The sequence below is a fragment of the Buchnera aphidicola (Phyllaphis fagi) genome, assembly GCF_964058955.1.
Lineage (GTDB): Bacteria > Pseudomonadota > Gammaproteobacteria > Enterobacterales > Enterobacteriaceae > Buchnera_L > Buchnera_L aphidicola_AI.
Map to the genome: position 1 here is coordinate 301,063 of NZ_OZ060370.1, position 13,600 is coordinate 314,662.

General features: G+C 23.0%; 10 protein-coding genes and 5 tRNA genes. 9 read left to right on the plus strand and 6 right to left on the minus strand.

The genetic code is table 11. From position 1 onward, the window contains the following. The first annotated feature begins 109 nt into the window (after positions 1–109). The 3 genes from csrA to AB4W56_RS01335 all read left to right on the plus strand — a co-directional run bounded on the left by csrA (position 110) and on the right by AB4W56_RS01335 (position 612). Positions 110–319, plus strand: a complete 210-nt coding sequence (gene csrA, locus AB4W56_RS01325; RefSeq protein ID WP_367675687.1) for a carbon storage regulator CsrA — start codon at positions 110–112, stop codon at positions 317–319. 119 nt (positions 320–438) lie between these two features. After that, positions 439–526 (plus strand) — tRNA-Ser (locus AB4W56_RS01330). 12 nt (positions 527–538) lie between these two features. Beyond that, positions 539–612 (plus strand) — tRNA-Arg (locus AB4W56_RS01335). A 162-nt stretch (positions 613–774) separates the two neighbouring features. Here AB4W56_RS01335 and rpiA read toward each other — a convergent pair. The 4 genes from rpiA to AB4W56_RS01355 form a co-directional block, all read right to left on the minus strand. Beyond that, positions 775–1,431 (minus strand): ribose-5-phosphate isomerase RpiA, encoded by a 657-nt coding sequence (gene rpiA, locus AB4W56_RS01340; protein ID WP_367675688.1) that lies wholly within the window; start codon positions 1,429–1,431, stop codon positions 775–777. 109 nt (positions 1,432–1,540) lie between these two features. Continuing rightward, positions 1,541–1,611, minus strand: a tRNA-Gln gene (locus tag AB4W56_RS01345). Between the two features lie 25 nt (positions 1,612–1,636). Next, a tRNA-Leu gene (locus AB4W56_RS01350) sits at positions 1,637–1,718 on the minus strand. Positions 1,719–1,727: 9 nt separating this feature from the next. Next, positions 1,728–1,801: transfer RNA gene (locus tag AB4W56_RS01355), tRNA-Met, on the minus strand. 146 nt (positions 1,802–1,947) lie between these two features. Here AB4W56_RS01355 and glnS point away from each other — a divergent pair. The 3 genes from glnS to eno all read left to right on the plus strand — a co-directional run bounded on the left by glnS (position 1,948) and on the right by eno (position 6,694). Next, entirely contained in the window at positions 1,948–3,597 is a 1,650-nt protein-coding gene (gene glnS / locus AB4W56_RS01360) for a glutamine--tRNA ligase (protein ID WP_367675689.1), read from the plus strand. Positions 3,598–3,709: 112 nt separating this feature from the next. Continuing rightward, entirely contained in the window at positions 3,710–5,347 is a 1,638-nt protein-coding gene (locus tag AB4W56_RS01365) for a CTP synthase (RefSeq protein WP_367675690.1), read from the plus strand. Positions 5,348–5,377: 30 nt separating this feature from the next. Continuing rightward, complete coding sequence (gene eno, locus AB4W56_RS01370) at positions 5,378–6,694, plus strand: phosphopyruvate hydratase (RefSeq protein WP_367675691.1); 1,317 nt, start codon at positions 5,378–5,380, stop codon at positions 6,692–6,694. A gap of 264 nt (positions 6,695–6,958) precedes the next feature. Here eno and yihA read toward each other — a convergent pair whose 3' ends face one another. Next, positions 6,959–7,558 (minus strand): ribosome biogenesis GTP-binding protein YihA/YsxC, encoded by a 600-nt coding sequence (gene yihA / locus AB4W56_RS01375; protein ID WP_367675692.1) that lies wholly within the window; start codon positions 7,556–7,558, stop codon positions 6,959–6,961. Positions 7,559–7,777: 219 nt separating this feature from the next. On the opposite strand from yihA, the gene typA reads away from it, so the two are divergent. Next, the gene (gene typA, locus AB4W56_RS01380; protein WP_367675693.1) at positions 7,778–9,610 is read left to right on the plus strand and encodes a translational GTPase TypA; all 1,833 of its coding nucleotides are present in this window, start codon (positions 7,778–7,780) and stop codon (positions 9,608–9,610) included. Between the two features lie 167 nt (positions 9,611–9,777). On the opposite strand, the gene ygfZ is transcribed toward typA, so the two are convergent. Next, complete coding sequence (ygfZ, locus tag AB4W56_RS01385; RefSeq protein WP_367675694.1) at positions 9,778–10,749, minus strand: tRNA-modifying protein YgfZ; 972 nt, start codon at positions 10,747–10,749, stop codon at positions 9,778–9,780. Positions 10,750–10,950: 201 nt separating this feature from the next. On the opposite strand from ygfZ, the gene prfB reads away from it, so the two are divergent. Both prfB and lysS read left to right on the plus strand, forming a co-directional pair. Continuing rightward, positions 10,951–12,045, plus strand: coding sequence for a peptide chain release factor 2 (gene prfB, locus AB4W56_RS01390; protein WP_367675695.1), 1,095 nt, complete (start codon positions 10,951–10,953; stop codon positions 12,043–12,045). An 11-nt stretch (positions 12,046–12,056) separates the two neighbouring features. Continuing rightward, positions 12,057–13,580, plus strand: a complete 1,524-nt coding sequence (lysS, locus tag AB4W56_RS01395) for a lysine--tRNA ligase (RefSeq protein WP_367675696.1) — start codon at positions 12,057–12,059, stop codon at positions 13,578–13,580. The last annotated feature ends 20 nt before the right edge of the window (positions 13,581–13,600 follow it).

Consider the following 13,600-nt stretch of genomic DNA (forward strand, 5'->3'; position numbering starts at 1 on the left):
CTATAATATCTTATAAAATATATTTTTAACACATATAGTCTTTAATACATGTTACAATTCTAAAATCATATAAAAATAATATCGTATACTTTTAAAAAAGGGGAAAAGAATGCTTATTTTAACTCGTAGAGTTGGTGAAACACTAATCATTGGTGATGAAATTACTGTAACAGTATTAGGAGTTAAAGGTAATCAAGTAAGAATTGGTGTTAATGCTCCAAAAACAATATCAGTACACCGTGAAGAAATTTATCAAAGAATACAATCAGAAAAAAAGAAAAAAAAATTAAACATTATTACATCTAATAAAATATGTTAAATTTTAATATATAATTTCTAATTATATATAATGTAATATAACAATATTAAAATATATTTGACTTAATTAAATAAATAGGTAGTATAATATAATTTGAGTGATAAATAAAAAATTACTTAGGTGAGGTGGCCGAGTGGATTAAGGCGCTCCCCTGCTAAGGGAGTATATAGAAAACCTGTATCGAGGGTTCAAATCCCTCTCTCACCGTCAAATTAAAAAGCATCCGTAGCTCAGTTGGATAGAGCACTCGGCTACGAACCGAGAGGTCGGAGGTTCAAATCCCCCCGGATGCAAAATTAAAAAAAATAATTATAATATTGATAAGAAGTTAACAGGTAATATTAATATAATAAATATCAGTAGATTAATTAAATAAAAATATAGTTCAATTACATATAATAAAAACAATATATAAATTTTATGATCTAAAAATAAAAATCTTTTAAATAAGATAATTATTTAATAATTTCAACTCCATTTTTAGCACCAATTAAAATTAAATCTGGTTTTCTATAAGAAAATAATCCAACACTTACAACACCAGGTAAAGAATTAATTTTATTTTCCATTAAAATAGGAAATTCTAAATTTAAATCATATACATCTATAATAATATTACCATTATCTGTAATAATCCCGCGCCTATATTTAGGAATACCACCTAATTTAAATATTTCTTGAGCAATATAAGAATATGATATAGGAATAATTTCTAACGGTAATGGGAAAAACCCTAATTTATTAACTTGTTTAGTTTTATCAATGATACAAACAAATTTTTTAGATACTGATGCAATAATTTTTTCTTTAGTTAAAGCTGCACCACCCCCTTTAACTACTTCCATATTATTATTAATTTCATCCGCACTATCTATATATGTAATAGAAGTAGAGATGGTATTTAAATCAAATACTTTAATTCCATACTTTTTTAAAATAAATGTAGTATTATAAGAACTGGATATCACACCAATTACACGGTCTTTAATAGTACTAAGAGCTTGAATAAAATATGATATTGTAGAACCTGAACCAATACCAATAATTGAATCAAAAGAAATATAATTAAGTGCAGCAATAGCTGCATATTTTTTATATGTATTTAATATCATAAATCTATCATAAACTATATTTTTAAATAAAATAAATTTCTAATTAAATAAAATTTATTGTATTTTAAAATTTATGAACTTATAAAATAGACTAAAAATTCTTAAATCACTGGGGTACCTGGATTCGAACCAGGGATGCCGATATCAAAAACCGGTGCCTTACCGCTTGGCTATACCCCAAAAAAACATAAAAATAATTTAAATATACGGGAGGCGAGACTTGAACTCGCAAACCTAAAGGCGCCAGAACCTAAATCTGGTGCGTCTACCTATTTCGCCACTCCCGCAAAATAATATGGCTACGACGGGAATTGAACCCATGACCCCAGCGTTATGAGTGCTGTGCTCTAACCACCTGAGCTACGTAGCCTTATATAAATTATGCTTCTTAACTTTATTTACGTCAACAATTTTTTAAAAGATTTCTGCTCTTTATGAAATACAAACATATTAATATACTTTTTTAATATAAAAATTTAAAATTTATAACATATAAATTTTAAAATTAATAATCATATGAAATTTGATAAAAAAAAATATAATATTAGTTTCATACATAAAATAATTAAAAATGATTTAAAAAACAATAAACATTTATCTGTACATACTAGATTTGCACCAGAACCAAACGGATATCTTCATATTGGTCATGCAAAAGCAATAGTTTTAAATTTTGAACTAGCTCAACAATTTAAAGGAAAGTGTAATCTTCGATTTGATGATACTAACCCTAATACAGAAAATCTAAAATATATTAATGCTATTAAATATGATATTCTATGGTTAGGATACAAATGGTACCAAAAAACTCGATATACTTCCTATTATTTTAATCAAATATATCAATATGCTTTACAATTAATTAAAAAAAATTTAGCATATGTAGACAAATTAAAAAAAAATGAAATTCGAGAATATCGAGGAACACTAAATACTCCTGGTACTAACAGTCCTTATAGAAATCAAAGTATTGAAGAAAATATTTTTTTATTTGAACAAATGAAAAAAGGAAACATTCCTGAAGGATATGCTTGTTTACGCGCTAAAATAAATATGCATTCTCCATTTATAATATTAAGAGATCCTGTATTATATAGAATTAAATTTACTCAACATCATCAAACAAAATTATTATGGTGTATTTATCCAACATATGATTTTGCACATTGTATTTCAGACGCTATCGAAGGTATTACACACTCCTTATGTACTTTAGAATTTCAAGATAATCGAAGATTATATAATTGGATATTAAATAATATTAATATTTCTCATCATACCTATCAATATGAATATTCTCGATTAAATTTAGAATATTCTATTCTTTCGAAAAGAAAATTAAAAATACTTATTCAAAATAATATTATTAATGATTGGAAGGATCCTAGAATACCTACTATTTCAGGATTGCGCGCAAGAGGATATACAGCTTCTTCTATTATAAATTTTTGTAATAAAATAGGTGTAACCAAACAAAAAAATTTAATAGAATTTTCAACATTAGAACATTGTATAAGATCAGAATTAAATAAAACAGCGTATCGTACTATGGCTATTTTAAACCCTATAGAAGTTATTTTATATAATATACCCAACCAATATGAAGAAATTATTAATATATTTAATCATCCAAATAATCCTAATATGGGTAGCAAAAATATTATATTTAATAATACAATATATATTGAACGATCAGATTTCCAAGAATATCCTCAAAAAAAATATTATAGATTAACATTAGAGCAACCAGTAAAATTAAAATATTCTTATATAATTACAGCAAAATATATAGAAAAAGATAAAAATCAAAACATTAATAAAATATTTTGTACATGTAATCTAAAAAATATAAAAAATAAAAAAAAATATGGAATTATTCATTGGATATCAAAAAAACAATCAATTAAATCAGAATTTAGATTATATAATCATATTTTTAATGTTAAAAATCCAGAATATCAAAAAAATATATTATCTATTATAAATACTAATTCAAAAATAATAAAATACGGATTTATTAACTCATCAATTCATATAAACAGTTTAATAAGTACCTATCAATTTGAACGCATAGGATATTTTTTTAAGGATATGAATCTTTCTAACGGAAAATATATAATATTTCATCAAACAGTTAGCATAAAAAATACACATAAACATCTATAAATATTAATTAAATAAAATAAATAATTATATAGTAAATTATTTAGTTATATAATATAAAACTATTATTTACTAGTTTTATTCAATCTTATTTATAAATATATACAATCTATATATGAATACAAATTATATTTTTTTAACTGGTGGAGTTACTTCATCACTAGGAAAGGGTATTACAGCAGCTGCACTTGGATCTATTCTAAAATTACGTAATTTAAAAATAACAATTATCAAATTAGATCCATATATTAATATCAATCCAGGAACTATTAGTCCTATGCAACATGGAGAAATCTTCGTTACTGAAGACGGTACAGAAACTGATTTAGATTTAGGACATTATGAAAGATTTATGAATACAAAAATGACTGTCCAAAATAATTTTACAACTGGTAGTATTTATAAGAAAGTATTAAAAAAAGAAAGAAATGGTGATTATTTAGGATCTACTATTCAAATAGTACCTCATATTACTAATGAAATAAAAAAAAATATTATTTCTAAATTTAAAAAAAAAGATATTATTATAGTTGAAATTGGAGGAACAGTAGGAGATATTGAATGTTTACCATTTTTAGAGGCTATTCGTCAAATTGCATTAGATGTAGGAAAAAATAAAATCTTATATATTCATTTAACATTATTACCATATATTATAACGTCTCATGAAATAAAAACAAAACCTACACAACATTCTGTTAAAGAATTGTTATCTATTGGTATCCAACCTGATATATTAATATGTAGATCAGATAGAAAAATTCCTCAAAAAGAAAAATCTAAAATTGCTTTATTTTGCAATATTTCTGAAAAATCAGTAATTTCTTTACAAGATGTAAATTCTATATATACAATTCCAAATCTACTTCAATACCAAAAAGTCGATGACTATATCTGTAAAAAATTTAAACTAAACGTACCAAAAGCTAATTTGCAAGATTGGAATAAAATAATATATCAAGAAAATAATCCAAAAGGAACAGTAATTATTGGTATAATTGGAAAATATGTGACTTTACCTGATGCATATAGATCAGTTATAGAAGCACTAAAACATGGAGGATTAAAAAATAGAATATTTGTAAATATAAAATTAATTAATTCTCAAAAAATTAAAAGTCATAATATTCATTTACTTAAATCACTGAATGGAATAGTTATTCCAGGAGGATTTGGTAAAAGAGGCATAAAAGGAAAATTAATAACAATACAATATGCACGAGAAAATAATATTCCATATTTTGGTATATGTTTAGGTATGCAACTTGCATTAATAGAATTTTGTAGAAATGTTGCACAATTAAAACATGCTAATTCTGAAGAATTTGAACCACAAGGTAAATATTCTATAATTAAATTAGCAGAAAATGATAAAAATAAAAACATTAAAATTCAATATAAAAATAAAAAATTTCAAGGTACCATGAGATTAGGTAATCAAACATGTAAAATAAAAAAAAATAGTCTTGCATGGAAATTATATAATTCTGATATTATTATTGAAAGACATCGTCATAAATATGAAATAAATGAAAATTTATTTAAAAAAATTGAAAAATATGGAATACGTATTTCAGGTAAATCTATAAATAATAAAATTATAGAAATTATTGAAATTAATAATCATCCATGGTTTATTGGGTGCCAATTTCATCCTGAATTTAATTCTACACCAAGGAATAATCACCCTCTTTTTGTAGGATTTATAAAAGCTTCTACAATATATAGTATTAAAAAAAAACAAAATATTTAATTTTATAATATTTACCAAAAAGGAAATAAAATGTCTAAAATAAATAAAATTCTTGCTAGAGAAATTATTGATTCTAGAGGAAATCCAACTATAGAAGCTGAAGTACAATTACAAGATGGTTCAATTGGATTATTTTCATGTCCATCAGGTGCATCTACCGGAAAATATGAAGCATTAGAATTACGCGATAATAATCCTAATAGATTTTTAGGTAAAGGAGTTTCTAAAGCTGTTTCATTAATTAATACAATAATTTTTAAATCGTTAAAAAATCAAGATGCTAATAATCAAAACGAAATTGATAAAATAATGTTAAATTTAGATGGTACAGAAAATAAACAAAACTTAGGTGCAAATTCAATTTTATCTGTATCTATGGCTACTGCTAAAGCAGCATCTATTTCTAAAGGTATACCTTTATATGAACATATTGCAGAATTAAATAACACTCCAAAATGTTTTTCTATGCCATTACCTATGATTAATATTATTAATGGTGGAAGTCATTCTAATAATAATTTAGATATACAAGAATTTATGATACAACCAGTAGGAGCAAAATCTATTAAAGAAGCTATTAGAATGGGATGTGAAATTTTTCAAACATTAGGTTATATTCTAAAAAATAATAATTTAAGCACATCGGTGGGTGATGAAGGAGGATATGCACCAAACTTACAATCTAATGAATCTGCTCTCATGATGATTCAACAAGCAGTTGAAAAATCAGGTTATAAATTAGGTCAAGATATTACAATTGCTATGGATTGTGCAGCTTCTGAATTATATAATACAAAAACACACATTTATCATCTAAAACATGAAAATAAACAATTTACTTCTCAAGAATTCAGTAATTTTATAAGAAATTTAACATTAAAATACCCAATTACATCTGTTGAAGATGGTCAAAGTGAATCTGATTGGAATGGTTTTTTATATCAAACAAAACTATTAGGAGATCATATACAAATAGTAGGAGATGACTTGTTTGTAACAAACACAAAAAAATTAAACCAAGGTATCAAAAAAGGTATTGCAAATTCTATTTTAATTAAATTAAATCAAATTGGTACATTAACCGAAACATTATCAACTATTAAATTAGCTAAAAAAGCAAAATATTCTACAATAATATCACATAGATCAGGTGAAACAGAAGATACTTCAATTGCAGATTTAGCTGTAGGAACTCAATCCGGTCAAATTAAAACAGGATCTATGAGTCGATCTGATCGATTATCAAAATACAATCAATTAATCAGAATTGAAGAAAAATTAAATCATACTGCTCCATTTCATGGAATAAAAGAATTAAAACAATATTATAATACTTTAAAATCATAATTAAAAATATAAAAAATTAAAAATTTATAAATTACAAGGATGTTTAATATAACATTGTTATAAAAATATTAAAATAATTAAAATATTAAATACTTATAACATATTATAAATATAATAAAAAATATGCATTATTGATTACATAAATTAAATAATACATACATTTTTAAGATTATTATAATGTATAAAATATATAATTTGAAATAATACAATTTTCAGTTTTATATAAATTATATGAATATGTAAAGATACAAGATTATTAAATAATTATTTTATCATCCATATATTAATGATATTTAATATCTTATCCACTCCAATTTTTTTAAAAGATGAAAAAATAATAATTTCAATATTTCGAAAATCTGGAAATAACTGATTTTTTAAAATATATAGTTGTTTTTTTTGTGATTGTACTGTTATTTTATCACATTTTGTTAAAATAATTAATATATTTATATTTCGTGTTTTAGATAATTTTAATATATTATAATCTATTAGTCTCATTAATCTTCTAATATCTATTAATAGAATTAATCCTTTTAAATATTTTCTTTGTTTTAAATAATTAAAAATTAAATTATTTATTTTTTTTTTTTCATTTTTACATCTTTTAGAATATCCATAACCAGGTAAATCTACTATACGAAAATCTGAAGTCACTTGAAAAAAATTAATCATTTTTGTACAACCTGGAAATTTACTGCATCGTGCTAATTTATTATTATTTGTTAAACAATTAATTAAACTTGATTTTCCGGAATTTGAATAACCAGAAAATGCTATTTCCATACCATACGGATAAATATTATCAGTATTCCATACATCAACACTTGTTAAAAATCGAGCAACGTTATAATTATTAATCATAATACTATAAATACTCGTTCATTTTAAAATATATAAATATCAAAATACTTCAATACATACATAGAATAAAGATTATTATATTTTAAATATCATATATTATTAATAAAATAATATATCTTATAATATAATATAGTTTAATAATATAAAAATTTTAACTAATTATTTAATTTATATTTAGTAATACAAATTATTTATATTTTATAATATAAAGGATAAAAAATGGTTATAAATCTAAGAAATATAGCTATTATTGCACATATTGATCATGGAAAAACCACACTATTAGATCAATTACTTAAACAATCAGGAACATTTCATGATAAAGAAGAAAATATTAATCGAATTATGGACTATCATGAATTAGAAAAAGAAAGAGGCATTACAATATTAGCTAAAAATACAGCTATTCAATGGAATAAATATAGAATTAATATTATTGATACACCTGGACATTCCGATTTTGGAGGAGAAGTAGAACGTGTTATGTCTATGGTTGATTCTGTATTACTAGTAGTTGATGCTTTTGATGGTCCTATGCCACAAACAAGATTTGTTACACAGAAAGCTTTTGAATATAATTTAAATCCTATTGTTGTAATTAATAAAATTGATAGAAAATATTCTAGACCTGAATGGGTCATAGATCAAATATTTGATTTATTCGTAAATTTAAATGCAACAGATGAACAATTAGATTTTCCAGTTATTTATACTTCTGCTTTACTCGGTACTGCTAGTACAAATTATCAAACGATGGACAATAATATGAATGCATTATATAATGCAATCATTAAATATACTCCTATACCAAAGGTCAATCCTAAAGGAAATTTACAAATTCAAATTTCTCAGTTAGATTACGATAATTATTTAGGTTTAATTGGAATTGGTCGAATTAATCAAGGAACTATTTATAGTAATCAACAAGTATCAATAATTGATAAAACAGGACATGTACGAAACGGGAAAATAGGAAAAATATTAAAATATTTTGGATTAAAAAAAATAGAAATACAACATGCATATGCTGGAGAAATCATTGCAATTACTGGATTAAGTAATTTATATATTTCTGATACAATTTGTGATGTTAATAATATTCATCCATTACCTCCTGTAACAATAGATCCACCTACAGTAAATATGTTATTTTCTGTTAATACCTCTCCTTTTTGTGGGAAAGAAGGAAAATATGTTACTTCTACTAAAATTTATGAAAGATTAAAAAAAGAAATCATACATAATGTTGCTATGAAAGTAAAAAAAACATCTAATTCTAATGAATTTTCTGTTTCTGGAAGAGGAGAATTACATTTATCTATATTAATTGAAACTATGAGACGAGAAGGATTTGAATTAGAAGTATCAAGACCTAAAATTATTTTTAAAAATCAAGATAATATTCAAACTGAACCTTTTGAAAATGTAGTAATAGATATTGAAGAATGTCATCAAGGAGTAATTATAGAATGTATGGGACAAAAAAAAGGAAAAATAAAAAATATTATTCCTGATAATAAAAAAAGAATAAGATTAGAATATGTTATATCTAGCCGAGCATTAATAGGTTTTCGAAATCAATTTATGAATATTACATCTGGAACAGGATTATTTTATTCATCCTTTTCACATTATGGAAAAAAACAATCCTATGATATGGGGCAAAGACAAAATGGTGTCCTAATATCTAATGGAACAGGATTAACAACAGGTTTTGCATTATTTAATCTTCAAAATAGAGGAAAATTATTTTTAGGACATGCAGAAAAAGTTTATCAAGGTCAAATTATTGGAATACATAATAGATCTAATGATTTAACTGTAAATTGTTTAACTGGTAAAAAATTAACCAATATGCGAGCCTCTGGAACTGATGAAGCAATATCTCTAATTCCTCCTATTAATATGACATTAGAAAAATCATTAGGCTTTATTAATGATGACGAATTAATAGAAATTACTCCATATTCTATTCGTATACGTAAAAAATATCTTACTGAAAATGACCGAAAAATTAAAATTCGAAAACATAAAAAATTAAATAATCTATAAAATTTTTATTTATTATCAATCTAATTATTATTTATATTATCAATATCTTCATAATATTTTATTTCAACCATTATAAATAATAAAATTATTATGCACAATAACATTAAAAATTTTATCTAATGTTAAGTATGATACAATTTTAAAATATTTTAATATTTCATAAAATGTTATTTAATTACAAAATAACTTGTCACATTAGTAGATATACGGAAAATTTTATGCGAATCAATTTTATTATTTAAAATACATTGTATACAAAAAATATTATTTTGAAAATGTAAAACAAAAAATACATTTCCTACTTTTTTCCATATACCATCATACATTTCTACATTAGCTAAAACATTAGGTATAATGTTTGAAATACCAATCAAACAATATAATTTTCTTTTATTAACATTACGAAAATGTAAACGAGATATTATTTCTTGACCACAATAACAACCTTTTTTAAAATCTATCCCATTAAAATATTCTAAATTGATTTCTTGAGGAACATATTTTCCAATAGTTTTTTTTTCAATAATAGGAATACCTGATTGTATGTCTAAAAATAACCATTGATTTTTTACATGTTTTATATATTGGTTTAATAACCATTGTCTTAATTTTATAAAATCTTCTTTTTCTAAAATCAATAAAAAACGTTCTATCGGATCTTGAAACCATAATACAATATTATTATTTATATATATAACTGATTTTTTTTGATCTGGTAAATTTTTAAAGTAACCTAATAATATGTTTCTAGAATGTAATCCTGATATTCCTAATAAAATAAAATGATGTAGACGAGTAATATTCACATCTGAAAATACAGAATATTTCTTTAATTCATCGATTTGTATTGTACAAACACTATTTCGTTGAATATATGCATATCCAGACTTATAATGAAATAAACGTAAAGTACTCCAAACTTTTCCTTTATAGTTGCAATGAGCACATAAAATATGATCATGTAAATTTAATAAAAATAGATTAATAGTAATTTGACTTTGTAAATATTTTTTACTATCTAATCCTGATACCCATATTAATGACCAATCAGACAATACAGTAAAAGAACATAAAAAATTATATAAAATATTATCTGAAATATCATAATATTTTTTTTTATAAATATAAAAATCTTTCATATAGTTCTCATAACACAAAATATTATATTTAAGATATTTTATTATAAATAATATTCAATATTTGTAAAATAATATAAATATATTTTATAAAATATACAAATTATAAAATAATATATTTTATCATTTTCAATATTTTTTTATTAAAAATAAAAAATATATACAATGTTATAATAAAATACTTTAAATAATATAGGATTGTTAATGATATTAAATATATTTAATAATCATCTTAATAAACTAATAAAAAAAAAAAACCAATTTAAAATCATGATTCAATATAATAAAAAAAAAAACAGAATTATAGAAATACAAAATATATTAAATAAATCTCATAAATGGTTACATATTTCATTAAATGAAAAAATTAAAAAAGAAAAAATTAAATTACAAAAAATTATTTCAGATGTAAAAAATATTGAAAATAATATTAATGATGTTAAAAATTTTATTGAATTATCCATAGAACTTCAGGATACAAGTATTATTGTAGATATAACAAAAGAATTAAAAAAAATAAAAAACAAAATAAAAAAAATTAATTTTTATCATATTTTTTCTAAAAAATACGATTATTGTAACTGTTATCTTGATATACAATCCGGATCAGGAGGTATTGATGCTCAAGATTGGTCAAAAATGTTAATGAGAATGTATTTAAAATGGCTAGATAAAAAAAAATTTAAAACAGAAATAATTCATGAATTATCAGGAGAAATTGCAGGTATAAAATCAGCTACTATTCGAGTAATAGGAAAATATGCATTTGGTTGGTTAAGAACAGAAACGGGAATTCACAGATTAATTAGAAAAAGCCCATTTGATTCAGGTAATCGTCGTCATACATCTTTTAGTTCTGCATTTATTTATCCTGAGATAAGTAATAGAATAACAATTAACATTAATCCATCTGATCTAAGAATAGATGTTTATCGAGCCTCTGGAGCTGGAGGACAACATGTCAATCGAACAGAATCAGCAGTTAGAATTACTCATTTACCTACATTAATAGTGACTCAATGTCAAAATCAGCGTTCGCAACATCAAAATAAAGAACAAGCTATGCAGCAAATGAAATCGAAACTATATGATATGGAAATTAAAAAGAAAAATCAAGAAAAAAAAATTATAGAAAACAGTAAATCATCAATTGGATGGGGTCATCAAATTAGATCATATATATTAGATCATTCTCGTATTAAAGATCTTAGAACAGGACTCGAAATACGTGATATTCAATCAGTATTAAATGGTAATTTAGATCTCTTTATTGAAAAGAGTCTAAAAATAGGATTATAGAAAATTATATTATGTTAAATAAAAAAAAAATAAACAATCAACATGAAAAAAATTTAATAAACGAATACGAAACTAGAAAAAAAAAACTTAAAAGTATTCGTAAAACTGGTTTTTCCTTCCCAAATCATTTTAAACCTAATATTAATATCATAGAAATTTATAAAAAATATGCTTCTAAAAATAATCAAGAATTAAATATAATTAATATACAAGTTTGTATTGCAGGTCGTATGATTCAACAGCGTATCATGGGGAAAGCTTCATTTATTATAATACAAGATATGCAAGAAAAAATACAAATCTATGTTACATCAAAAAAAATATCTTCAGAATTCTACCAAAAACAATTTAAAACATGGGATTTAGGAGATATTCTTGGAATAGAAGGAACAATATTTAAAACAAAAACTAAAGAATTATCAATTTACTGCACAAAAATTTATTTACTATGTAAATCATTACGTCCACTACCAAATAAGTTTCACGGATTATCTGATAAAGAAACTAAATATCGTAAAAGATATCTTGATTTAATTACAAATAAAACATCAATGAATAATTTTAAAATACGTTCAAATATTTTAAAAACTATTCGAAATTTTATGGATCAAAATAATTTTATAGAAGTAGAAACACCTATGATGCATAATATTCCAGGTGGAGCAACAGCAAGACCTTTTATTACATATCATAATACTTTAAATACAAAAATGTATTTAAGAATATCTCCTGAACTATATTTAAAAAAATTAATTATTGGGGGTTTTAATCGCATATATGAAATAAATCGTAGTTTTCGAAATGAAGGTATTTCATCTCGTCATAATCCAGAATTTACTATGATGGAACTTTATATGACATATTCTAATTATACAGATTTAATGTATCTAATAAAAAACTTATTAAAAAAAATAGTAAAAAAAATTACAGGATCTTATACAATACAATATAATCAACATATTTTTGACTTTAATCAACCATATCAACAATTTACTATGAAAGAATCAATTTTACACTATCATCCCAATCTTAAAAAATCCGATCTTAAAAATCTTGAAAAAATAAAAAAAATTGCAATTTCATATAATATCAACGTTCCAGAAAATTGGAGTATAGGTAAAATCATTTCAGAAATTTTTGAAACAACAATAGAAAAAAAATTAATTCAACCAACTTTTATAACTGAATATCCTATTGAAGTATCTCCTTTATCTAGACGTAATGATACTAAAAAACATATTGCTGATAGATTTGAATTTTTTATTGGAGGATTAGAAATAGGAAATGGATTTTCTGAATTGAATGATCCAGAAGATCAAAAAAATAGATTTTTAGAACAAAATAATATAAAAAATCACCTAAAATATGAAAAAACATTTTATGATAAAGAGTATATTACTGCTATGGAATATGGACTACCACCTACAGCAGGTTTAGGTATTGGTATTGACCGACTAGTTATGATTATGACTAATCAAACTAGTATACGTAATATTATTCTTTTTCCAACACTACGATCTTTAATGACTCAATAATATATAAATAATCTAATTAT

Coding starts and splice junctions, on each gene's coding strand:
- csrA (WP_367675687.1), top strand. CDS start 110: ATGCTTATTTTAACTCGTAGAGTTGGTGAAACACTAATCATTGGTGAT.
- rpiA (WP_367675688.1), bottom strand. CDS start 1,431: ATGATATTAAATACATATAAAAAATATGCAGCTATTGCTGCACTTAAT.
- glnS (WP_367675689.1), top strand. CDS start 1,948: ATGAAATTTGATAAAAAAAAATATAATATTAGTTTCATACATAAAATA.
- AB4W56_RS01365 (WP_367675690.1), top strand. CDS start 3,710: ATGAATACAAATTATATTTTTTTAACTGGTGGAGTTACTTCATCACTA.
- eno (WP_367675691.1), top strand. CDS start 5,378: ATGTCTAAAATAAATAAAATTCTTGCTAGAGAAATTATTGATTCTAGA.
- yihA (WP_367675692.1), bottom strand. CDS start 7,558: ATGATTAATAATTATAACGTTGCTCGATTTTTAACAAGTGTTGATGTA.
- typA (WP_367675693.1), top strand. CDS start 7,778: ATGGTTATAAATCTAAGAAATATAGCTATTATTGCACATATTGATCAT.
- ygfZ (WP_367675694.1), bottom strand. CDS start 10,749: ATGAAAGATTTTTATATTTATAAAAAAAAATATTATGATATTTCAGAT.
- prfB (WP_367675695.1), top strand. CDS start 10,951: ATGATATTAAATATATTTAATAATCATCTTAATAAACTAATAAAAAAA.
- lysS (WP_367675696.1), top strand. CDS start 12,057: ATGTTAAATAAAAAAAAAATAAACAATCAACATGAAAAAAATTTAATA.